Source organism: Campylobacter concisus (genome assembly GCF_003048985.1).
Classification (GTDB): Bacteria; Campylobacterota; Campylobacteria; order Campylobacterales; family Campylobacteraceae; genus Campylobacter_A; species Campylobacter_A concisus_AY.
This window is the reverse complement of the sequence record NZ_PIRS01000004.1, coordinates 1-21506: the sequence shown is the minus strand read 5'-3', so window position 1 is coordinate 21506 and position 21506 is coordinate 1. Positions and strand designations below refer to the sequence as shown.

General features: G+C 35.9%; 23 protein-coding genes and 1 CRISPR repeat array. Of the genes, 12 read left to right on the top strand and 11 right to left on the bottom strand.

The window, feature by feature from the left end:
- Positions 1-70 precede the first annotated feature (70 nt).
- From glyQ to CVS91_RS10660, 12 genes are all read left to right on the top strand, one after another.
- A complete protein-coding gene (glyQ, locus tag CVS91_RS03695) occupies positions 71-931 on the top strand; it encodes a glycine--tRNA ligase subunit alpha (RefSeq protein WP_107830397.1) in 861 nt (286 codons plus the stop codon).
- A 6-nt stretch (positions 932-937) separates the two neighbouring features.
- A complete protein-coding gene (locus CVS91_RS03690) occupies positions 938-1660 on the top strand; it encodes a Nif3-like dinuclear metal center hexameric protein (RefSeq protein WP_107830395.1) in 723 nt (240 codons plus the stop codon).
- A 17-nt stretch (positions 1661-1677) separates the two neighbouring features.
- Positions 1678-2385, top strand: coding sequence for a zinc ribbon domain-containing protein (locus tag CVS91_RS03685; protein WP_002941798.1), 708 nt, complete (start codon positions 1678-1680; stop codon positions 2383-2385).
- An 8-nt stretch (positions 2386-2393) separates the two neighbouring features.
- On the top strand, positions 2394-3530 hold the full coding sequence (gene waaA, locus CVS91_RS03680; RefSeq protein ID WP_107830393.1) for a lipid IV(A) 3-deoxy-D-manno-octulosonic acid transferase: 1137 nt from the start codon (positions 2394-2396) through the stop codon (positions 3528-3530).
- Complete coding sequence (locus CVS91_RS03675) at positions 3527-4285, top strand: RluA family pseudouridine synthase (protein ID WP_107830391.1); 759 nt, start codon at positions 3527-3529, stop codon at positions 4283-4285. Before waaA ends, CVS91_RS03675 begins: the two co-directional genes overlap by 4 nt.
- A 62-nt stretch (positions 4286-4347) precedes the next feature.
- Positions 4348-5688 (top strand): signal recognition particle protein, encoded by a 1341-nt coding sequence (ffh, locus tag CVS91_RS03670; protein ID WP_107830389.1) that lies wholly within the window; start codon positions 4348-4350, stop codon positions 5686-5688.
- Between the two features lie 71 nt (positions 5689-5759).
- Positions 5760-5987 carry a 30S ribosomal protein S16 gene (gene rpsP, locus CVS91_RS03665; protein WP_009293992.1) on the top strand — a complete coding sequence of 76 codons (228 nt, stop codon included), beginning with the start codon at positions 5760-5762 and terminating at the stop codon, positions 5985-5987.
- Positions 5987-6229, top strand: a complete 243-nt coding sequence (locus CVS91_RS03660; protein WP_009293991.1) for a KH domain-containing protein — start codon at positions 5987-5989, stop codon at positions 6227-6229. The genes rpsP and CVS91_RS03660 overlap by 1 nt, the downstream gene beginning before the upstream one ends.
- Positions 6222-6752 carry a ribosome maturation factor RimM gene (rimM, locus tag CVS91_RS03655; protein WP_107830387.1) on the top strand — a complete coding sequence of 177 codons (531 nt, stop codon included), beginning with the start codon at positions 6222-6224 and terminating at the stop codon, positions 6750-6752. Before CVS91_RS03660 ends, rimM begins: the two co-directional genes overlap by 8 nt.
- Complete coding sequence (gene trmD / locus CVS91_RS03650) at positions 6749-7441, top strand: tRNA (guanosine(37)-N1)-methyltransferase TrmD (RefSeq protein WP_107830385.1); 693 nt, start codon at positions 6749-6751, stop codon at positions 7439-7441. The genes rimM and trmD overlap by 4 nt, the downstream gene beginning before the upstream one ends.
- An 8-nt stretch (positions 7442-7449) precedes the next feature.
- Positions 7450-7806 (top strand): 50S ribosomal protein L19, encoded by a 357-nt coding sequence (gene rplS / locus CVS91_RS03645; protein ID WP_107830383.1) that lies wholly within the window; start codon positions 7450-7452, stop codon positions 7804-7806.
- A gap of 136 nt (positions 7807-7942) precedes the next feature.
- Positions 7943-8464 (top strand): helix-hairpin-helix domain-containing protein, encoded by a 522-nt coding sequence (locus CVS91_RS10660; protein ID WP_107830381.1) that lies wholly within the window; start codon positions 7943-7945, stop codon positions 8462-8464.
- Positions 8465-8625: 161 nt separating this feature from the next.
- Here CVS91_RS10660 and CVS91_RS10430 read toward each other — a convergent pair whose 3' ends face one another.
- The 11 genes from CVS91_RS10430 to CVS91_RS03585 all read right to left on the bottom strand — a co-directional run bounded on the left by CVS91_RS10430 (position 8626) and on the right by CVS91_RS03585 (position 21227).
- Positions 8626-8724 carry a S26 family signal peptidase gene (locus CVS91_RS10430; RefSeq protein ID WP_219811385.1) on the bottom strand — a complete coding sequence of 33 codons (99 nt, stop codon included), beginning with the start codon at positions 8722-8724 and terminating at the stop codon, positions 8626-8628.
- 675 nt (positions 8725-9399) lie between these two features.
- Positions 9400-10518, bottom strand: a complete 1119-nt coding sequence (locus CVS91_RS03630) for a hypothetical protein (RefSeq protein ID WP_107830379.1) — start codon at positions 10516-10518, stop codon at positions 9400-9402.
- Positions 10519-10581: 63 nt separating this feature from the next.
- The gene (locus CVS91_RS03625; RefSeq protein WP_107830376.1) at positions 10582-11178 is read right to left on the bottom strand and encodes a hypothetical protein; all 597 of its coding nucleotides are present in this window, start codon (positions 11176-11178) and stop codon (positions 10582-10584) included.
- Positions 11179-11319: 141 nt separating this feature from the next.
- A CRISPR array of direct repeats spans positions 11320-12810; the repeat unit is 30 nt; unit sequence GTTTCAAACTCCAACGGAGTAAATTCTAAT.
- Positions 12811-12962: 152 nt separating this feature from the next.
- Complete coding sequence (gene cas1 / locus CVS91_RS03620) at positions 12963-13961, bottom strand: CRISPR-associated endonuclease Cas1 (protein WP_107830374.1); 999 nt, start codon at positions 13959-13961, stop codon at positions 12963-12965.
- Positions 13962-13970: 9 nt separating this feature from the next.
- Positions 13971-14249 (bottom strand): CRISPR-associated endonuclease Cas2, encoded by a 279-nt coding sequence (cas2, locus tag CVS91_RS03615; RefSeq protein ID WP_103568228.1) that lies wholly within the window; start codon positions 14247-14249, stop codon positions 13971-13973.
- 8 nt (positions 14250-14257) lie between these two features.
- The gene (locus CVS91_RS03610; RefSeq protein WP_107830372.1) at positions 14258-14758 is read right to left on the bottom strand and encodes a CRISPR-associated protein Cas4; all 501 of its coding nucleotides are present in this window, start codon (positions 14756-14758) and stop codon (positions 14258-14260) included.
- Complete coding sequence (locus CVS91_RS03605) at positions 14758-16956, bottom strand: CRISPR-associated helicase/endonuclease Cas3 (RefSeq protein ID WP_107830370.1); 2199 nt, start codon at positions 16954-16956, stop codon at positions 14758-14760. The genes CVS91_RS03610 and CVS91_RS03605 overlap by 1 nt, the downstream gene beginning before the upstream one ends.
- Positions 16934-17644 carry a CRISPR-associated protein Cas5 gene (gene cas5 / locus CVS91_RS03600; RefSeq protein ID WP_107830368.1) on the bottom strand — a complete coding sequence of 237 codons (711 nt, stop codon included), beginning with the start codon at positions 17642-17644 and terminating at the stop codon, positions 16934-16936. The genes CVS91_RS03605 and cas5 overlap by 23 nt, the downstream gene beginning before the upstream one ends.
- A gap of 1 nt (position 17645) precedes the next feature.
- Positions 17646-18587, bottom strand: coding sequence for a type I-B CRISPR-associated protein Cas7/Csh2 (gene cas7b, locus CVS91_RS03595; protein ID WP_107830366.1), 942 nt, complete (start codon positions 18585-18587; stop codon positions 17646-17648).
- Between the two features lie 10 nt (positions 18588-18597).
- Positions 18598-20364, bottom strand: a complete 1767-nt coding sequence (locus CVS91_RS03590) for a TM1802 family CRISPR-associated protein (RefSeq protein ID WP_107830364.1) — start codon at positions 20362-20364, stop codon at positions 18598-18600.
- Between the two features lie 170 nt (positions 20365-20534).
- The gene (locus CVS91_RS03585; protein ID WP_107830362.1) at positions 20535-21227 is read right to left on the bottom strand and encodes a CRISPR-associated endoribonuclease Cas6; all 693 of its coding nucleotides are present in this window, start codon (positions 21225-21227) and stop codon (positions 20535-20537) included.
- Positions 21228-21506: the final 279 nt, after the last annotated feature.

Below are 21506 nucleotides of genomic sequence, written 5' to 3'. Positions count from 1 at the left end.
AGTGAGCCAAAAGAGCTGTAAAACTAAATTTAAGACAAAATTTATATATCAATAAAATAAAAGGCAAAAAATGACATTTTCACAAATAATACTAACGCTTCAAAACTATTGGCAAGAGCAAGGCTGTGTCATACTTCAGCCATACGACATGCCAGCGGGTGCGGGCACATATCACCAAGCGACATTTTTAAGAAGCCTTGGACCAAAGCCATGGGCGACCGCATACGTAGCTCCAAGCCGCCGTCCGACTGATGGCAGATACGGCGAAAACCCAAACCGCTTAGGTGCCTACTATCAGTTTCAAGTGCTCATAAAACCAAGTCCAGAAAATATCCAAGAGCTTTATCTAAAAAGCCTCGAAAGACTTGGTCTAAATTTGAAAAATCACGACATCCGCTTTGTTGAAGACAACTGGGAGAGCCCGACACTTGGCGCTTGGGGGCTTGGCTGGGAGGTCTGGCTAGATGGCATGGAAGTTACGCAATTTACCTATTTTCAACAAGTTGGCGGCATCGCATGCGAGCTCATATCTGGCGAAATAACATACGGCCTTGAGCGCTTAGCTATGTATCTACAAGATGTAAATAGCGTCTACGACATCGTTTGGGACGAAAGGGATGGCAACATTGTAACTTACGCCGACGTGCATAAACAAGGCGAGTATGAGTGGAGCAAATATAACTTTGAAGTGGCAAACGTTGATATGCTTTTTAACCAGTTTGAAAACGCATTTAACGAGTGCAAACGCTGCTTGGAGGCTAAAATTTCACTGCCAGCCTACGACTACTGCATGCTTGCAGCTCATACATTTAACGTGCTTGACGCGCGCGGAGCGATCAGCGTTACACAAAGACAAGACTATATCTTAAAAATTCGCGAGCTTGCAAAAGAGTGCGCGCTAACATATAAAGAGAGCTTAGAGCAAAAGTAAAATTTGATGAAAATAGCTGAAATTTATAAAATCTTAGATGAAATTTGCCCATTTGCGAGCCAAGAGTCTTGGGATAATAGTGGCCTGCAAGTTGGCTCATTTGATAGCGAATTTGAGCGAATTTATCTAAGCCTTGATCTAGATAGCGAGCTTTTGCAAAATGTCTTGCCAAACTCGCTCATCATCACCCACCATCCGCTCATTTTTAAGGGTCTAAAAAGCCTGGACTACAGCCTCTATCCAAGCTCGCTTATAAGAGAGATGATGATAAAAAATATCTCGCTCATCTCGCTTCACACAAATGCCGATCTTGCATTTTTAAATGAAAAATTTGCGACGCAGGTTTTGGGGCTTGAAATTTCAAGCAAAGAGGACTTTTTGATCTACTCTGATGTGAAGATGAAATTTAGCGAGCTTTGTAAATTTGTAAAAGAAAAACTTGGGCTAGAAAATTTAAGAGCAGTTTATGCAAAAGATGAAATTTCTAAAATTTGTATCTGCACTGGAAGCGGCGCAGATCTCATGCAAGATGTCAAAGCAGACGCCTTTTTAACAGGCGATCTAAAGTATCACCAAGCCCTTTATGCAAAGGAAAATGGACTAAATTTGATCGACATAAACCACTATGAAAGCGAGCGTTATTTTAGTGATTTTTTAGCAAAATATTTGCAAAATCTAAAAATTGAAGTTATAATAAGCAATTCTAAAAACCCATTTACATATTGCTAACAAAAAAAGGAAACATTATGAATAAATATTTGCAACAATTAGTTGAATTATCTGATCTTGACAAACAAATAGATGGTTTCACGCCGCGCATACAAGAAGTAGAAAAAGCCTATAAAAGCATAGAAGAAGAGTGTGAAACTATAGCGGTTAATGTAGAAAGACTTGACGAAGAGGTAAATGATCTAAAATCACAAAAATCAGGCACAAACGCTCACATCGCAGAATTTAGCGCAAAGATCAAAGATGTAGCTAAAAAAAGCTCAAGTGCAAAAAGCGAAAAAGAGATAAAAGCGCTAGGTCTTGAAGAAGATATCGCAAAAGAGCAGCTTGAAGCAGCAAACGAAGAGATCGCTAGACTTGAAAAACTAATAGACAATAAAAATGCTCAAAAAGATGAGCTAAATGCTAAAAAAACAGAACTTGAAGGAAATTTAGAAAAGATAAAAAGCGAGGTTTCATCTGAGCTTGAAAAGATCGAAAAAGAGCGCAAAGAGGTTTATGCTAAAAAAGATAAACTTGTGGCTGCGATGAACCAAAAAATCCTAGCATTTTACGAAAAGATCAGAAAATGGGCTCACAACACAGCCGTTGTGCCTGTTAAAAAACAAGCTTGTTATGGCTGCTTTATGCAGATAAATGATAAAACTTTCTCTGCGGTTGTAAAAGGCGAAGATATCGTTACTTGCCCGCATTGTGGCAGAATTTTGTATAAACAAGAGCAATAACACATTTCGTGATAATAATATATTATTTTTTAGCCTCAATACTTTACTTTTTTGGGGCTATTTTTCTATTTTTATTAAGTTTCAAAAAAAAATACCATAGATCGATCCCAGCACGTTTCTTTCTCTTTAATAACCCAAAATTTAAAGATGCAGATGTGCATTTTCACGCTTGCTCATTTGGTGAAGTGCAAGCGCTTAAGCCTTTGATACAAAAATTTGATAGCAAAGCCATAAGCGTGGTGACAAATACGGGCTTTGAAGCAGCAAGTAAAATTTGCTCTAACACGAGATTTTTGCCATTTGAAATTTTCTTGCCATTTTGGTTAAAAAAGAGCAAAATTTTAGTCATTTTTGAGGCTGAGCTTTGGCTTATGCTAGTTTTCATGGCAAAGCTAAAAGGCAGCCGCGTGATACTCATAAACGGTAGAATTTCAGATAGAAGCTATAAAAGCTACCTGAAATTTGGCTTTTTTTACAGATATCTTTTTAAATTTATAGATAAAATTTACGCCCAAAGCGAACTTGATAAAGAGCGGCTAAAGTCGCTTGGAGCAGGTGAAATAGAGGTCGTTGGCAACATAAAAGCTGCATTTTTGCCAAGTGTAAGCAAAATTTATGAAAAGCCAAAAGTTAGAGTGATCGTGCTGGCAAGCACGCATGCGGGCGAAGAAGAGATGATTTTAGATAATTTAAATTTAAAAGAAAACGATCTATTAATCATCGCACCACGCCACCCTGAGAGATTTGCAGAGGTTGAAAAGATTGCAGGCGATTACACTAAAAAGCATGACTTTAGCTTTGCTAAATTTAGCCAAACACATAAATTTGATGCTAAGGTAAATTTACTTGATACTTTAGGCGAGCTTGTAAATGTCTATGCTATTAGCGATATAGTCGTGCTTGGAGGCAGTTTTGTGCCAAATATCGGTGGGCATAATCCAATCGAGTGCGCACAATTTAACCCAGTGATAATTAGCGGTGAGTTTATATTTAACCAAAAGGCGTTATTTGGCCTAGTTGAAAACATCTACATCGCAAAGGCCAGCGAGATCGGTGGCACAATAGATGGTAACGCCAAAAAGAGCAAGATCGCCGTGCAGGCCAGCGCTGATGCGATCATAGAAGATATAAGGAGCACTTTATGAGTGAAGAAAAAGCGTATAAAATTTTAGCCAAACAAAAAAATATCTCAAACAACGAGGCAAAGGAGCTAATCGACAGCGGGCTAGTCTATGCCAAGGGGCAAAAGGTAATGATAGCTCGTGCTTTGATGAGCGAAAATACCAAATTTAGTGTCGAAGAGATGCCAAAGCCAAGCGTTATCTTTGAAGATGAAAATTTAATAGCCATTAATAAACCAGCCGCCGTAACTAGTGAAAAAATCAGCCAAATGTATAAATTTCCACTCCTTCATAGGCTAGATAAAGACACAAGCGGCGTGCTACTTCTTGTAAAAAATGACGAATTTGCGAGCCTTGCCATAAATGAGTTTAAAAAGATGAAGGTTGAGAAAATTTACGTGGCCGCAGTTAGGGGTATCATGAGTGAAGAAGTGGTCGTAAATGAGCCGATCTTAACGATAAAAAATAAAAATGGCGCCATTTCAAAGATATCAAAAGATGGTAAAGAGGCGATTAGTGAAATTTCACCACTCATGGTTGTGGGCAAAAAAACGCTGGTAAAAGTTGCCATAAAAACAGGCAGAACGCACCAGATAAGGGTGCATTTGGCTAGCTTAAATTTACCGATAGTTGGCGATGAGAAATACGGCAAAAATAGAGCAAATAGAATGTTTTTGCATGCTTACTCTATCGCGCTTTTAAACTATAAATTTAAAGCACCGATTCCAAGAGAATTTAACTCTCTTGGATTTGAGATATCTAATAAATTTGAAATTTAAAGAGCAATAAAGAAATTATTTAGTAATATACGCCCTTTAATAACAACTTAGAAAGGTGATTAGTGTTCGAACAAATTAGCGAGTCTTTTAGATTAGCCGTTAACAAGATACGTTTTGTAGATGATGAAAAAGCTCTAAAAAACGCACTTGACGTGCTCAAAAAAGCTCTTTTAAAAGCTGATGTTCACCACAAAGTCACCAAAGATCTACTCGCGTCTATCGAAAGCGAACTAAAGCAAACTGGCGTTGGACAAAAGAATTTCCTGGATGCGATCAAGTCAAATTTAACGACTATCTTAACAGCTCCTGGCAATCAAGGCTTTGTCTATGCACCAGTTGCACCGACCATTGTTTTGATGGCTGGCTTGCAAGGTAGTGGTAAAACTACGACAACTATCAAGCTTGCAAACTATCTAAAATTAAGAAAGAAAAAAGTTTTAGTTGCGGCTTGTGATTTGCAAAGATTAGCGGCGGTTGAGCAACTAAGACAGCTCTGCCTTGCAAATGAGATAGATCTTTTTTATATAGAAAATGAAAACAACCCTATAAAAGTAGCAAAAGAGGCATTAGAAAAGGCAAAAAGTGGCCTTTATGATGTACTTTTAGTGGATACCGCTGGTCGTCTTGCGATTGATGAAAAGTTGATGCAAGAGATAAAAGATGTAAAAAATGCGATAAATCCACATGAAATTTTCTACGTAGCTGACGCCATGAGCGGTCAGGACGCCGTAAAGACAGCTACAAGTTTTAATGAAATTTTAGGAATTTCTGGAGTTATCCTTTCTAAATTTGACTCTGATTCAAAGGGCGGCGTAGCTATTAGCATCGCAAAACAGCTAAATATCCCACTTAGATTTGTTGGTACCGGCGAGAAAGTAGCTGATATCGAGAGCTTTATACCAGATCGTATCGTAAGCCGTATAATGGGCGAGGGTGACTTAGCCACTTTGGTCGAGAAAACATCGACTATTATCGATGAAAAAGAGGCGAAACGTCTAAATCAAAAGATAAAAAAAGGACAGTTTAACTTTAACGACTTTTTAGATCAAATGGAAAGCGTTAAAAAGCTTGGTAGTATGAAATCTTTGATGGGGATGATACCTGGTCTTTCAAATATTGCAAATCAGATAAAAGATATAGACCTTGATAATTCAAAAGAAATTTTGCATATTAAGGCTATGATAAATTCTATGACGCAAAAAGAGCGTGAAAATCCAGACCTTTTAAACAATAGCAGAAAAAGACGTCTAGCAGCTGGCTCTGGACTATCTCAAATAGAGGTAAATCGCTTTTTAAAGCAGTTTGAAAATGCCTCAAAGCTTGCTAAGAAATTTTCAGGAAAGGGCGGAGCAAAAGGACTTGCAAATATGCTTTCTCAAGCAAATTTAAAAAGACCTGTTTGATAAAAGGGTTTAAATTTGGATATTTGTTATCTAAATTTAAGCTTTATTTAAAAACAAGAGGAGAATATAATATGGCAACAGTAGTAAGACTAACAAGAATGGGACGTAAAAAAAGACCTTTTTATCGTATAGTTGTTACAGATAGCAGAAAAAGACGCGATAGCGGTTGGATAGAGAGCATTGGTTATTACAACCCTATGGTTGAGCCAAATGTTATAAATTTCAACAAAGAGAGATTGGATTACTGGAAAAGCGTCGGTGCTAAACTTAGCGACAGAGTTGCGCAAATTACAAAATAATGGTTGAAAATTTTTTATACGAATACGCCAAGCTGATAGCTGATTTTCCTGAAAAGGTAACTATCGAACGTCAAGAGCTTGGCGAAAATTTTGTCGAGATCATCATAAGCGCCGATAAGGTTGATACCGGAAAGCTTATCGGTAAAGACGGCAAAATGATAAATGCTATAAAGACCGTTATTATTGGCTGTAAAGCCAAAGACAATACAAGTTATAGAGTAACGGTAAAAGCTATTGAATAGTGATATTGTTGAAGTCGCTACCATCGGGAGATGTGTTGGTTTAAAGGGCTATTTAAAGCTTCATAACAAGAGCGACTTCCCAGAACAATTTAAAAAAGGCACAACCTTTTTTGATAAAAACGATAATCAGCTCATCATAAAAGACTACAACAGACAAAAAGAGCTGGTTTTGTTTGAAAATTTTGATGACTTAGACCTTGCCAAAACACTTGTAAATAGGACTATCTACACTACAAAAGAGCTCACTAGAAAAAACTGCAAGTTAAAAAAAGATGAATTTTTTCAGTTTGACATTATTGGATTAAAAGTAGTAGAAAATAGTGAAATTTTGGGCATTGTAGAAGATATCCAAGATAATTTTGCAAATTCACTTTTATACATAAAAACAGACGAAGAGCTTATCGTAGCCGGCAAACCAAAGAATTTCTACATTCCATATTTGGGGCGTTTTATCGAAACTGTAAATTTGGAAAGCGGGGAGATTTTGGTAAAAGGCGCTAAAGACATCTTAGAAAATTCATGAAATTTACATTTATTACACTTTTTGAAAATTTAGTTAAGCCTTATTTTTGCGATTCTATTTTAAAACGTGCGATTAGTAATAAATTTATAGAAATTGATTTTATAAATCCAAGAAATTTTACCAACGATAAGCACAATAAAGTTGATGATTATATGATCGGAGGCGGAGCAGGGCTTTTGATGTTTCCACAGCCTTTGGATGAGTCAATCAAATTTCTAAAAGAAAAAGATAAAAACACCCATGTGATTTTTTTGACACCAGCTGGTAAAAAATTTAGTCAAAATGACGCGAAAAGGCTCTCTAAAAAAGATCATATTTGCTTTGTTTGCAGCAGATACGAAGGTCTTGATGAGAGAGTTGTTGAGCTTTGGGCGGACGAAGTTTTTTGCATAGGTGATTTTATTTTAACTGGCGGAGAGCTGCCTGCACTTTGTATGAGCGACGCGATATCAAGAAATGTGCCCGGAGTTTTAGGAAACGACATGAGCCTTGAAGTGGAGAGTTTTGAAGATAATTTGCTTGAAGCCCCATCTTTTACAAAGCCTGATAATTTTAAATCCCTCTTTGTGGTTTCAGAGTTTTTAAAGGGTAATCATGCTAAAATCCACAACTTAAAAAACAAGATGGCTCACTGCAAAACAAGGTACTTTCGCCCTGATTTATATCAAAAGCTAAAGCCACATAAATAAGGAAAAACATGAGAAATAAATATATTGAAGCGTTTGAAAATGCTCAAATTGCTGGTAAGAATATCCCTGACTTCCGTGCAGGAGATACATTGCGTGTGGCTACTCGTATTCACGAGGGAGACAAAACGAGAATTCAAAATTTTGAAGGCATTTGTATAGCTAGACGTGGTAGCGGTACTGGTGAAACATTTATCGTCAGAAAAATAGGCGCTAATAGTGTTGGCGTTGAGAGAATTTTCCCGATATTTAGCGATTCTATCGAAGAGATAAAGGTTCTTAGAAAAGGTCGTGTTAGAAGAGCTAAGTTATTCTATCTACGCGAACTACGCGGTAAGGCAGCTAAGATCCGCGAACTTAGAAAATAAAACTTTTTCCCTGATTTTTTCAGGGATTCTCTCCTATAAACTATATTTAAAATCATTTTTATATTACTCGATATTTATACTTCATTAATCACTCTTTGCTAGAATTTTACCTCAAATTTACTTTTAAGGAATAAAGATGAAAAAAATTTTGATTTCACTTGCAGCTATTGCGTCTTTGGCTATGGCAGCAATCAATCTAAACACAGCAACAAAAGAGGAGCTTATGAGTCTTGATGGTATCGGCAGTGCAAAAGCAGATGCTATCATCGAGTATAGAAAAGCAAATAAATTTAATTCAATCGACGATCTCAAAAATGTAAATGGCGTCGGTGATAAAACTTTTGATAACCTAAAAGGTGAAATTTCTACTACTGGCAAGAGCGAAGTAAGCGAAAAAGCAAAAGCTGGTAAGAAGAAAATGGATGAGGCAAAAGACGAGATGAAAGAAAAAATCTCAGATAAAAAAGATAAATTTAAAAAGAAAGCTTCTAAAACTAAAGAAGAGCTAACTTCTAGTAAAGAAGATGAAACTGGCATGAGCGAAAAAGCAAAAGATGAAAAAGACAAAGTTGTTGACAAAGTAAAAGAAAAGAAAGAAAAAGCTGCTTCAAAAGCTAAATCTAAAAAAGAAAAACTTAAAGAAAAACTAGAGAAATAAAACATTTTAAAACCTGCTTGTCTTTTACAAGTGGGTTTTAAAAAGTCATATTTTTTGTTTTAATTATGATTGATAAAAATTATCATAACCTTCTTTAAATTTCATTGATCCGATAATTTGCTTCATTTTAATCTTTGGTCAAGGCGTTTTTCTAAATCGTGTCAAAATAGCTGCCATCTAACTTTGCCAACTAAAAATTTATATGGAACTGCCCCGAAAAAACGACTATCAAAAGAGTGATTGCGGTTGTCGCCAACCATGCTTGGTGAGTTTCAAACTCCAACGGAGTAAATTCTAATAAAAGGCAAAGTATAAAATTCTTTCCTTCCTTTGTTTCAAACTCCAACGGAGTAAATTCTAATAGACTTAGTTACGAAATAAACTAACCCATCTGTATCATAATGTTTAGTAATAAAACCAAATTCATTAGTAGCCATAGTAAGAGTCTTACCTTTCTTAGCTTTACTAAGGTAAAACTTATACTCTTCAGGAGTTAGAGTATATAGTAGACGATAGTAGCAACATACCTAAATATGATCTATTAGATATACGTTTCTCTATAGTATGTTTACCTGTAGGTGTTATAAAAGATATAGAGTATGATCTATATTCAGAATCTGAATCTGAATTTAATAATATTTCTATATACTCTAATGGATCAAAACTATCTATATTATAAATCCTAGCGTATTTATAATCATTAGTTAGATTAATATCGTGTAGGTGAACAACAGTTCTGTTCACAGCCTCAGTCTGCAAATCGTTAAATGCCTTAGACATTCCATAGTAACACATAATAGTATCTTTAATGATGGAATATTAAAAGAAGTTAATTAACTCTTCTATATAAATAATATCTAACTGTTTATACGTCATTCTGACGGTATAAAAAATAAAAGATAGCTAGAGACAGAGCTAAGCTCTGTCTCTAGTCTTTATTTTTGTGTTGTGATAGGCGGTACTAATGTAGCGCTAGTAAATAAAATTATACCGCCAGCAGCTTCTGCCGGAAGTACAGCACCATCTATATCCTTCTGACAACTATACTTGTTGTTTTTATCGGATGGATTTAGAGCTGCATAACGATATACTTCTAAATTGTATGCTTTTTGGACTACATAGCCTAACATTGAAGACTTTGCTTTATCTGTTTTAACAGACGGATGGCATTCGTAAACAAATGTTAATTTATCATGGGCATCCTTAGTAAGATAGTATGCCTTTGCGGCAGATACTAACTTATCCTTATTTTTCAATTTAAAATCTATCGCGTAGTCTTTGCCAGCTAGCGCCATTACTAGTTCATCACTCTGAGATGGCTTAATAGAGAAAAGGTAGTTTCCTTTTCCATCTATATAGTCTCCCAGATAATCAGCGTTTGCAGCAATATCTATTATCTCTTCTCCTGGATACCTATCTCTTTGCTCTTTCATATCTATCCATAGCCCAGAATATTTATTTATATGTCTATCATTCCAAGCTCTTGTGCTGTTCATAAGTTCTTTTCCATACGTATAAACAGAGCTTTTACCATAATAATTAACAACTTCTGGTACAATAGAAATATTCGAAATATCTACTGTATAACAACTGCGATAAATAAAATCGTGTTTGTTTCCATTAGCATCTACGACTGCTGAGTGTAATAACTTACAACCAGGTAAGCCATATCTATTCTTCGCTTCAAAGTTATTATAACCATCGCTGTCTATGTAATATTTACTACCCTCTATATAGACAGAGTCTTGTATTTCTATATCTGGATTATTACTGCGAAGCGCTTTGCACACTTCATTGCCTCTTTTATTATCTATTTTCTTAACCATAACATCTTTATAGCCGACGTTAAGATTAAGTATAGACAGTTCAACCTGGTACTCTCCCTTATCGCTGCACGTTGTTTTACCTACAACGTCAGCATTATATCCTAGAATATCTCCTAGTATAGGTCTACCATCTAATGTTGTATCTAGTTTATCTAAAAACTGATACACATCTGAATAACCAAACATACTACTTACTGCTAGTAAACTAGCCGCTACTGTCTTTTTCATTATTTTATCTCCTTAGTTAAAATTTAAGAGTAGATACTTCTAAAAGTATCTACTCTAACCTAATTATTTCTTTGCTACGTCTTGGTTTACTTTAAGTTTTGAGAATGATTGCTCGTAGAGTTTATAATATTGCTCTTGAGTCAACTCTTTGTTAATTAAACTCTCATCGCATTTAAAGCTACCGTTTATAATTGCTGGTGCTGATGTTACTGTATGTCCGTTATAAATAACGTATACATAACCAAATAATGGAGAATTTTTATCTGGATTTTTCATAGTTGGCACATCGCATGCGTAGAAAAATGCACCATTTTCCATGTCTTTTAAATACTCTTTGTAGTCCGCTGCTAGCTTATTAAAAGCTTCGCTAGGCGCGAACTCTATCTCCTCCTCACTAGGTAAAGTTATTATAGCTCTACCATTGCCATAACCGCCTACTTCTCCAATGTACCTACCTTTAGCATCTATTTTGATACCTGGTATAGACGCCTTTTTCAATAGTGCTACTATTTTACCCTTAGGTGTATTATCTACAGGCTCTTCAGCCCTAGGTACGGCATTAGTGTTTACAGACCTATCCTGTACCTTAGCCTCAGCTGGTTCATCGTCTATGGTAGATTTTCTGTTCTCGTCTATTTGAACAGGTTTACTTACTAACACAGCAGCATCTTTTAACGCTTGGTATTGTTATTATTCAACTCTCTACCTTTGTCAGCTACATTACATACATATGGAAATTGTCCTTTAGAAGCACCATTAGGTACAGGTGTCTTAAAGACTGTTTTACCATCTACTATATAAGTTTCAAACTCCAACGGAGTAAATTCTAATTCCTCGTGATTATAGCATTTTTTATTGAACTTTTTTGTTTCAAACTCCAACGGAGTAAATTCTAATTTTAATCCTTGAAGATATCCTTTCTCAAAGTTCATCTTGTTTCAAACTCGAACGGAGTAAATTCTAATTAGAACCAGTTACATTATATAATTTTCCATTTCCAAGTTTCAAACTCCAACGGAGTAAATTCTAATGCGCTTTTGCTCATCGCTTAAGACCTGATAGGCTTCGGTTTCAAACTCCAACGGAGTAAATTCTAATATCACCATAACTATAACTCGAGTTTTGCACCGCTTTGTTTCAAACTCCAACGGAGTAAAATCTAATTCGATACTTTGATGAGCGACCGCCAAAGGGGCGATGAGTTTCAAACTCCAACGGAGTAAATTCTAATATCCCTATCAGCCTCATAAGTAGCTTTTACCTTACCAGTTTCAAACTCCAACGGAGTAAATTCTAATTATAGATCGAAGTTATATAAGATGCTTTGAGCCACAGTTTCAAACTCCAACGGAGTAAATTCTAATCAGCCTCTTTTGTGCTGCTACTGCCAAATACCAAAGTTTCAAACTCCAACGGAGTAAATTCTAATCAGCGGTTTGCTGCTTCATTTCATCTACAACTCTATCGTTTCAAACTCCAACGGAGTAAATTCTAATTATTATGGGCTTCACAGCTAGGCAAGAGCGAGCTAAGTTTCAAACTCCAACGGAGTAAATTCTAATAGTAAGTTTGAGCTATGCCTGCTTGGGTATTATTGAGTTTCAAACTCCAACGGAGTAAATTCTAATATAGTGTGTAAAATTGTCTAGCTCTCTATCAAGCATGTTTCAAACTCCAACGGAGTAAATTCTAATCTATACATGGTCGCCCTTTTTTTTTGCAGGCGGATATATGTTTCAAACTCCAACGGAGTAAATTCTAATTGTTGAAAACAATCTTTGTTATGCTGATTGCTCCGAGTTTCAAACTCCAACGGAGTAAATTCTAATAACTACTACACCTACTGGCTCTAAGGTTCAAGATGGTTTCAAACTCCAACGTAGTAAATTCTAATAATTATCATTTAGCACTTCAAAAGGCTCTATCTGATTGTTTCAAACTCCAACGGAGTAAATTCTAATTTTAAATCATAGTCAGATTTAACGATTTGCATGTTGTTTCAAACTCCAACGGAGTAAATTCTAATTAAGGCATAATCATTAAGACTAGCTACTCGGTTATGTTTCAAACTCCAACGGAGTAAATTCTAATCATTTATTGCAATGATTTTTAATTTTTTTAGTTTCTTGTTTCAAACTCCAACGGAGTAAATTCTAATAGTTCATCTTTAACGCCCATTGTTTCAAAGAAAGAGCTGTTTCAAACTCCAACGGAGTAAATTCTAATTTTGCTTGATATTTCAATGTCAGCAAACTTTAGCCCGTTTCAAACTCCAACGGAGTAAATTCTAATAGCACCAAAAAGCTGATTTATAGGCCTTTAGGTGCAAGAAGTCTATATTTTTTCGCCTTAAATTTGACTAAATTTTAGCTACATATAAATACGCCAAGCCCTAAATTTCAAGCTTTTTAAAATCTTAAAAAACGCTTTATTAAAATGCAATTTCACTCCCACCTAAAGCCTTCATAAGGCGCGTCCTCGCAGATGCACTTTTTAAGCTTATTTGCCTCGCGGCGGATCACCTGCCTCCACGTTAGCTCCCTACCGCCCACCGTGAGCGTCTCGCAAAGGCGCGAGATCATCTTTAGCTCGATCTTTTGCACGGCGTCGTTGCTAAATTTTATCCTGCCAGCGTCCGTTTGGAAGTCTTTTGCGGTGATCTCTTTTTTATTTAGCATGTTAAAAATCAGCGTATCTCCCAAGATCGGCTTAAAAATCTCCGCAAGATCGAGATGTAGGCTTAGCGCGCGGTAGTTTGGCTCGTGCAAAAAGCCGATACGAGGATCTAGCTCGGTCTTGTAAATTTCGCTTAGGCAGATGTTGTAGATGCGCGTATTTACGTAGCTTATGAAGCTGTTGATCTTATCAGCGGGTGGGCGTTTTGAGCGGACGGTAAATTTAAAGCTTCGCTGATCTGCGATGATCTCGTTCCACTTTTCGTAGTAGAGCTTTTGAAATGCACCCTCTACTGCCATGATAGCAGGCACGCTAGTGGCCGCATCTAGTGCCTTTATGTGAGGCTGCACGTCAAATTTCGCGCCGTGTCTTTTGCAGTTTGCCGCGTCATTTATGATGTGGGCTCTAGTGATCTCACGCGCGATATATGCACGTTTGATCGCATCATCAAAAGAGCGGAGCTGGCAAAGCAACACAAAGCCGCTTTTATTTACGGAATTTGGCGTATTTGGGTAGAAATTCCCGCGAAAACTCTGATATGGGCTAAAGATGTGTAAAAGGATGTTATTATCCGCTAAAAATGCGATGGTGTAGGTGTCGATCTGCACTTTTGCCAGCACGTAAATTTCATCGATCGCGTTTATCGGCAAAATTTTACTAGCGACAAGCGCGCCCATCTCGTCAAATTTTTCAAAATAGATATTGTTATCTTGCCTGTAAAGTCTGCCTGGACTAAGTATAAAGTGCGTCCTGTCACTCTTTTGCATATTTGCTCCTTAGCTAAATATCGGGCTATTTTTATCTACACCGATGACGATGCGCTCGGAGTATTTTAGCGAGTTAAATGTATAGATAACGATGGAGTCTAGCTCGCTTACGCACTCTTTTTGCAGCGTTTTGCTTAGCTTTTTAAAGTCGCTCTCGCGGATCTCACCCTCATAGACTGAAAACTGCACGCGAGGCAAAAATTTCTCGACCGCTTTTCTGATACGATTTGCGTTATTTCGCTCTTTTTGCTCGCGCCCTGCGATGTCGTAAAAAAGTATCACATACATCTTCTCTCCTAAGCAGTGCAATAGTCGTGATATGCGCAGTTTTGGCAAAATTTGCCCTGCGTAAATTTGGGCGGCTTTTCTAAATTTGCAAGTGCGCTTATCTCGCTTAAAATTTGCTCTACTAGAGCGAAATTTTCGCTGCTATCCTCCACTAAAATCACCTTTTTACCGCTTATTAGCTTGCCTTTTACCTCTTTTAAATTTAAGCCCGTTTTTAAAAGATAGATGTAAAAAAGTAGTTGCATCTTGCCCGCAAGCTCGTTTTTTAGGCTCTTTTTGTATTCGGTGACGAGATAGTGTCCGCGCTGCTTGGAAATTTTGTCGAATTTCAAATTTGAAAATGCAAAGTCCTGTAAATCGCTCTCTTTGATATCTGCTAGCGCCTTGCCCATTAGCACGTTTTCATCTTCTTGGTCCGCGTGGATCTGATGCGCGTAAAGCCACGCCTCGCGCTTACAGGTTACGTAGTAATTCACAAGCGTGCCAGTGATCTGATCTTTTGAGAACATTAGTCAAATACCTCGTCGGTTATGTCTAAATTCGTATCTTTTTTAAGGCCACACTCGGCACTATAAAAATAAGACGAGCCAAACGGTAGGTAAAATATATCTTTTAGTCCGTTTATCTGTTTTAAATTTGGCATTAGTTTATTCATATCTTTTAACGCTACGTTTATGCTAAATTTCGACAACTTTCTGATGTGGTTTTTAAAAAGATCTCTTATGGTAAATTTCTCATTTGGACTATTTTTTATTTCAAAAATTTTAGCTTCAAAATCTTTAATGAAATTTTCTTCAGGCTCGATTATTATGGTTTGTTTGTAGTTGTCGTTCATGATATCCTCGATTTTATGATTGATATTTTCAAATTCCAGCTTTTCTATCTCGCTTTTTATATGCAAATTTTCTAGTTGATTGCTTATCTTTTGAAAATACAAATTTGAAATTTCTAAAATTTCGCTCTCTCGCACCTCTTTTTGCTTAAGATCGCTCAAAATAGCCCCGCTTACTTTATACAAATCGCCGTAAATCAAATTTGTAAATTTGCTTATTTCAGGAAAGACGTATAGCTCGCCGCAAATTTCTCCAAAATGCCTATTTATGCGCCCTGCTGTTTGTATGATAGAGCTAATGGGCGAGACTTCGCGAAACCCAATGTCAAAGTCAAGATCCACTCCAGCTTCGATGGACTGCGTGGAGATAAGTAAAATTTTGCTTGCGAGCGGATCAACTTTGCTTTTATCTATCGCACACCTTACGGCATTGGTGGTAGCGCGCTTGTGATCATCATACATATATCCGTTTAGGCAAAAGCAGTTAAATTTATCCCTTAGCTTTGTAAAAAGTTCTTGCGCTTTTTTGATAGTATTTACGACGACGAGGGTATTTTTATCGCTTGCAGTCTCGCAAATCTTTTCTAAAAGCTCATCCTCTCCGCCTATATCAAGCCATTTTATGACGTATCTATCCTGCTTTGCAAAATAGTCTAAATTTGAAATTTCTTTAAAATTTTCGCTTTTGATAATTGGCATCGTCGCCGACATAAATATAAAAATAGTGCCAAGCCTCTGCGAAATGATCTCGCAAAGTAGGATAAAATCTTTTCTAAAGTTATATGGGATCGCTTGCGCCTCATCGATGATAACGACGCTATTTTTTAGCTGATTAAATTTAACATTATCTTTGTTTTTATTACCAAATAGCGCAAATATCAGCTGATAAAGCGTAGTTACGTTTATCTCGCCGCTAAAAGACTCCATTAGAAATTTAATCTTTGAGTATCTATCCTCTTCGGTTAGATTTTCTTCGCCTATCGTCGTTTTGTGGTGAGCCTTACTGACCAAAATATCGCTATTTTTATAAATTTTTGCGACTATATCGTAGGTTTGATCTATTATTGAGGTAAAAGGAAGCGCATAAATTATGCGAGATTTGTTAAATTTCAATGCAAAATTTAATGCCGTCAAAGTCTTGCCATAGCCTGCAGGCGCAGTCAAAGTAAAAAGCTTGTAGTTTTCGTCAAAGTTATTTAAAACAAATTTTCTAAATGTATCTCTCTTTTTATTTGGCGGTAAATTTTTGATATCACTCTCTAAAACATCTATCGGTATATCTTTACTTTCTTGTTTTGGCATGCTAAAGATCGCCTCAAATTTATCGCTATAAATCAAATTTGAATATAGACTTTTAAAATTTATGAAATCCTCATAGGTAAATTTGTGCCTATACTGCGATAAAACTAAGTATTGACGAAGCTTCTCCGCTCTATCTAAAAACTTATCCTTTTTTGTATATAATCCCAAATAAATCTTGATATTTTTAGCAGCATTAGCTACTTCATCCCACTGCTCTAGCTCTTTTTGGTTTTTGAAAAATTTATTAGCTTCTCTGGCTAGCGTCATTAAATTTACCACGTCGCCATGGTGCGAAACAATGGCAAGAAAGCCAAACAGGGTTGGTATCTCATCAAATTTTGAGTTTAGCAAGAAAAAATATGCCGACAAGAGCGAGTGATTTTTATCTAGCTTATCGTTTGAAGTATCTCTGATGTAAATTTGAAAATTATTCTTCAGTTTTGCGATGTCGTGAAAGAGCTTGACCTGCTTACCCAGCTCTTCATCGTTAGGCGAGATCATATTTTTTATATGATTTTCTAAAAGTTTATTTGGATGCGACCAAAACTGGTCAAATAAAATAGACTCTTTCATCATTTATCTGATAAATATTTCCGTGATTTTTAGATTTTATAAGCTTTTTGCCGTTTATCTCCATCACAAAGTCTTTAAAATCTTTAAAAATTCTCCCATTTTCGCAACCACAAGGCATTCTAGCTGTAGTTAGTTTCGCATTTTCATTAATGCCTTCAAAAATAAAATCATCTATAAGCGTAAATGTATTTATAAAGCTTTCATTTTGTGATATTTTTTCGCATATTTTTATATCTATCCAGCTAAAATCCGCTATACAAAAATTTATCCCAAGATAGGGCGTAAAGGCAGTTTTATGCTCTTTTAAATTTGAGATTATTTTATCTTGATAACTTTGCTCTAAATTTTCTAAATTTAAAAATACGACATAAGACGGCGAGCAGATTAGTTCTCTGTAAAACTGCTTTTTCTCTTTTGCATTTTGATAGCCTTCTTCTATGTGCATATTGCTTGATAGGGCAAATTTTATGCCATTAAAGACAAAGCTCTTTTTTAAAATTTGCCTATCTATTTTTACGCTGTATTGGATGTTTGATAGCTTAAAATATTCTTCTTCACCTATAACGGCGCCCAAAAAACCCATTATGGTAGTCTTTGGCGGCACTGGATAGGTTAAGCTAGAATAAATCGTCGCTGGATGCGAAAAATGAGCGTAATCGCCAAATAATCTAAAAGCAACAATGCTCATTTTATGCCTCTATCTTTTTCCAACTGCTGTCAAAATTCCCTTTATTTATCGCTTCAAAATCATAATCGCTCATATACTCTATCTTTTCTATATTTGCAGCATATCTTGCGAGTTTATTTTTTAAATTTGTAAAGTCGATAGTATATTCGTTGATGCTTCTTATCACTCTATCTTCTTTTTCGCTTTTTAGGCTTATGCTATTGTTTAGATCGCCTGCAAACGTATCGTCTTTGTATGTGATGATTAGCATAAATCTTGGAGTTTGACCGATTTTGGAGCGAGTTGTTAGGTTTTTAGTGCCGTGCCACAAGGCTTTTAAAATTTTAGCCTCATCGGCTTCGTTAAAGCCTGTTTTTGCTGCATTATAGTTATCTATGATGCCATAAGTAGCAAAAATAGCGTATTTTATAAATTCCTCTTCTCTAAAAGTCGCTTGATCTTTTTGTTTTTTTGGATCATTTGGATCGTAGTCGCTAGCAAAAGCGCCAGTTCCTTTAACATGCTCTACTTCGACCTTGTTTAGGGATTTGCTTAGTCTAAACTGCACTGGCCCAGTAAACTGAATGCCTGCGGTTTTTATCTCTTTGTCTTGTTTCATCTCGTCTTTATCTGAAATAGGCAAAACTCCGCCAAATGCGCGGATATCGATAAATTTAGACAAAATTTCTCTTTGTAGTTCGCTTTTGCTTTGCTTTATATTTATACTTTGTCTGATCGCAGTTTTAGCGTCTAGCAAGGCATCCTCTATCCTATACTCCTTTATAAAAATCGACGCCTCATCTTTTTTCATGATCTCATCTCTAATAGTCCTTTTTATACGCACGTCCGTCACCTCAGCTACGCCAGTTTCATCATCTCGCCTAGGAGCGTTATCCTTTAGCATGTCGCCATTTGGGTTCCAGTTCTCTCCGTCCCATAAAAAAAGTATCTCTTTTTTTTGCATTTTATTCTCCTTATTTTGTTTTTTCTTTTATAAATTTACGATAGTCGCTTCCGCCCATAACAAAAGCAAGCGTAGTATGCGAGGTTTTTACCATCTTTCTCTCATTAGAAAAGACCTGCGGTAAAATTTCTATCAAACACTCTTTTATGTTTTCAATGTTAGCATTTGGCTTGCCAGAAGCGGCCTTAAGCTTTCTAATCATCTCATCGCACTTGGTCCAAATTCGCTCCAAATTTTCCATACTTATCGATCCGCAGTCGTTGAGCCAGTTGCTAAAAGATACGCCACCGTTCACGCCAAGCTGCCAGTTTATCAGGGCTGCGCTTAGCATACCGAGCAAATAAGCGCTAATGAGCGCATCGTTTTGATTTAAAAACTCGCTATTTTTGATTAGCTCTTTGATCAGTTCTTTTTTATCGGTTAAATTTTCCAAATCGCACTCCTTTTGAAAGACTAGTTTTTTGTTTAAGACATTGGTCTCATTAAAGAAATTTTGATATTTTGCAATATTTTCAAACTTTCTTTCTTTGTAAAAATCGTTAAAGTATTTGCTCCATTCCAACTTTTTTGCGTAACTTTTATTGACGCTACCATAATAAATCAGATCACTATATCTTTCTATCATAATCTCTAAATCAAATTTATTTCTTGATAGTAAAAAGCTCATCACGCTAAGCCTGCTTTCAAATAAATTTTGCAGATAAATCGTCTCATCTGTGCCGCTATTTTTTTCATAGAAGGCTTTTATGTTAAAACGGCTCATTAAATTTGAGATGCGAGAGATAAAAGATGGTAAAACATCGTCTATCGCAAGCTTTAAATCGATAGCAGCGTTGCTTTGCGTGTAAAATAAAATCGTATTTAGAACAGGCAAATTTTCCTGCTTTTTAGCTGTTGTCTCGAGATAATAATCTATGCTAAATTTTATAGCTTCCTCGGCTATTTCAATATTTTTTATGTCGTTCTTTGAAGTCTCTTCAAGTATTTTCACAATCTCTTCTAAATTTACTGAGCTACTCAAAATAGTCGGTAAAATCGCTATTTTCATACCATAAAAATTATGCGATAGCTTATCTTTTATCGCTTTAAAGCCATTTTCTACCTTTTTTGCGCTATTGGCGCTCAGTGGCAGGAGCTTTGATTTGATAAATTGCATATTAGTGGGCATCTCATTTACCGAGCAAAACGCTAAATTTGCATCGCCGCCGATACCCTTTTCATTTGTTAAGATATCGTATCCGTAAGATGATTTTTGCTCTTTTACGCTGATATGATTTTCAAAAATTTGCTTAAAATATGCAGAAACCGGCTTGCCATTATATGAGAGCGAGAAAAAAGTAGCGACTTTTTTGCCTTTTTCGTTTTTTAGCTCATCAAGACCTTTGATCTCATCTATAATACCAACAAAATACTCTTCGTTTATGCTTGATAGTATGGATAAAATAGCGTCTTTTTCTATAATGCTTGGCTCAAAAAAGGAGAGTAAATTTGAAATAGATTTCAAAATACCTCTTATAAATTTAGCTTCGTCTTTATTTATTTCTTTGGATAAAAATTGAGAATTTGGGAAAAGATTGCCAGAATTTGCTCCAACGCCAAATCTACATATTATTAGGTCGTCTTTGCTTATATTAAAATTTGGCTCGATATGCTTGGTCGCTATGTCACAAAGATAGACTTTGATCTTGTCGTATTTGTGAGCGCCATTTTTGAGCTTAAGCTCTTCTTTTTCATATACCTCGCCTATGTCAGCAAGAATTTTAACTATATCAGCCAAAACATGCTCCTTAAACTAAGTAAACGTTACTTTACTCCAAATATTTTTAAATGTCAAGTTATTATGCTTTACATAAATTTTACTTGATTTTTTCTGCCATTTCATATAAAATGCCTAATTTGAAAAGCAAGTATTAAGCTTTTATCCTTATAGGATTTGAAATTTATGTTTTACATAGCTTGCTTTTCTTCTATCACTTCTAAAAATCCAAGTCCGCAGTTCATACATCCACTACCAACTCCCACATCAAGGATCAAATTTATAAGCTCTGGCTTTGCTTTGATGTGCCATTTTGCAGGCCAAGCTTTGACTGGCATATTATTATTGCCATAGTAAAAATATAAAGGTTTTTGTAAATTTTGCCAAAGCAAATTTAGCTCAAATTCGCCCTCGTATTTGCACCCCATAAGTGTTTCAAATCTTTGCAGCGCGTTTGTTTTCATCATTTCAAGATGCCTAGAGTCTTGCGGCTCAAGATGCACTTTGTATCCCAAAAGTCCAACGACCGAACACGCAACACACCCCTGAAAAGTAGCCTCATTTTGTGAAATTCTATGTTCTTTTACTGATACAGATGTATCAACTAAATAAATGTTGCCAAGTTTTAAACAATCTTTTAGCACAGCAAAAGCGATCGTTTTTTCAAATTCTGGCACAAACGAGCTAAATCTTATCTCTAAACTTAAGCCATTTAATCTAAAATCAAAATTTGATCTTTTAAAATTTTTACCGCTCTCTTTATGTATGTATCCGTCATGTTCAGCCTTTGGCAGATAGCTGTAAATATAGCCTTGTATGAGCTTAGATAAAGACTTTGCTATTTTTAAATTTTGAGTTGGAAGGCTTGAATTTATAATGATCATCCTTGCTCCTTATTTGTTGATAAAATGGATTATAACTCAAAATTTTGTAAAAAATAGACAATTATATAAAATAAATTTTTTAGAATTTATTTTTTATTTTAAAATAATGTAGCTAAATAAAATCAAAGACTTATTCTAAAATTTAAATGATCTTTTCTTGACATATAATAATGTTTTTTGTATAATCTCAATTCTTTTTTAAATAATCATGTCTTGCTAGCTCAGTCGGTAGAGCATCTCACTTTTAATGAGGGGGCCGTTGGTTCGAATCCAACGCAG

Excerpts from the sequence above, each read along its gene's own strand:
- CVS91_RS03660 (WP_009293991.1), top strand. The coding sequence starts at position 5,987 with ATGGTTGAAAATTTTTTATACGAATACGCCAAGCTGATAGCTGATTTT.
- CVS91_RS03685 (WP_002941798.1), top strand. The coding sequence starts at position 1,678 with ATGAATAAATATTTGCAACAATTAGTTGAATTATCTGATCTTGACAAA.
- rpsP (WP_009293992.1), top strand. The coding sequence starts at position 5,760 with ATGGCAACAGTAGTAAGACTAACAAGAATGGGACGTAAAAAAAGACCT.
- trmD (WP_107830385.1), top strand. The coding sequence starts at position 6,749 with ATGAAATTTACATTTATTACACTTTTTGAAAATTTAGTTAAGCCTTAT.
- CVS91_RS03690 (WP_107830395.1), top strand. The coding sequence starts at position 938 with ATGAAAATAGCTGAAATTTATAAAATCTTAGATGAAATTTGCCCATTT.
- rplS (WP_107830383.1), top strand. The coding sequence starts at position 7,450 with ATGAGAAATAAATATATTGAAGCGTTTGAAAATGCTCAAATTGCTGGT.
- CVS91_RS03610 (WP_107830372.1), bottom strand. The coding sequence starts at position 14,758 with ATGTTCTCAAAAGATCAGATCACTGGCACGCTTGTGAATTACTACGTA.
- CVS91_RS10660 (WP_107830381.1), top strand. The coding sequence starts at position 7,943 with ATGAAAAAAATTTTGATTTCACTTGCAGCTATTGCGTCTTTGGCTATG.
- cas2 (WP_103568228.1), bottom strand. The coding sequence starts at position 14,249 with ATGTATGTGATACTTTTTTACGACATCGCAGGGCGCGAGCAAAAAGAG.
- CVS91_RS03675 (WP_107830391.1), top strand. The coding sequence starts at position 3,527 with ATGAGTGAAGAAAAAGCGTATAAAATTTTAGCCAAACAAAAAAATATC.
- CVS91_RS03605 (WP_107830370.1), bottom strand. The coding sequence starts at position 16,956 with ATGAAAGAGTCTATTTTATTTGACCAGTTTTGGTCGCATCCAAATAAA.
- CVS91_RS10430 (WP_219811385.1), bottom strand. The coding sequence starts at position 8,724 with ATGGTTGGCGACAACCGCAATCACTCTTTTGATAGTCGTTTTTTCGGG.
- CVS91_RS03585 (WP_107830362.1), bottom strand. The coding sequence starts at position 21,227 with ATGATCATTATAAATTCAAGCCTTCCAACTCAAAATTTAAAAATAGCA.
- glyQ (WP_107830397.1), top strand. The coding sequence starts at position 71 with ATGACATTTTCACAAATAATACTAACGCTTCAAAACTATTGGCAAGAG.
- cas7b (WP_107830366.1), bottom strand. The coding sequence starts at position 18,587 with ATGCAAAAAAAAGAGATACTTTTTTTATGGGACGGAGAGAACTGGAAC.
- cas1 (WP_107830374.1), bottom strand. The coding sequence starts at position 13,961 with ATGCAAAAGAGTGACAGGACGCACTTTATACTTAGTCCAGGCAGACTT.
- CVS91_RS03630 (WP_107830379.1), bottom strand. The coding sequence starts at position 10,518 with ATGAAAAAGACAGTAGCGGCTAGTTTACTAGCAGTAAGTAGTATGTTT.
- cas5 (WP_107830368.1), bottom strand. The coding sequence starts at position 17,644 with ATGAGCATTGTTGCTTTTAGATTATTTGGCGATTACGCTCATTTTTCG.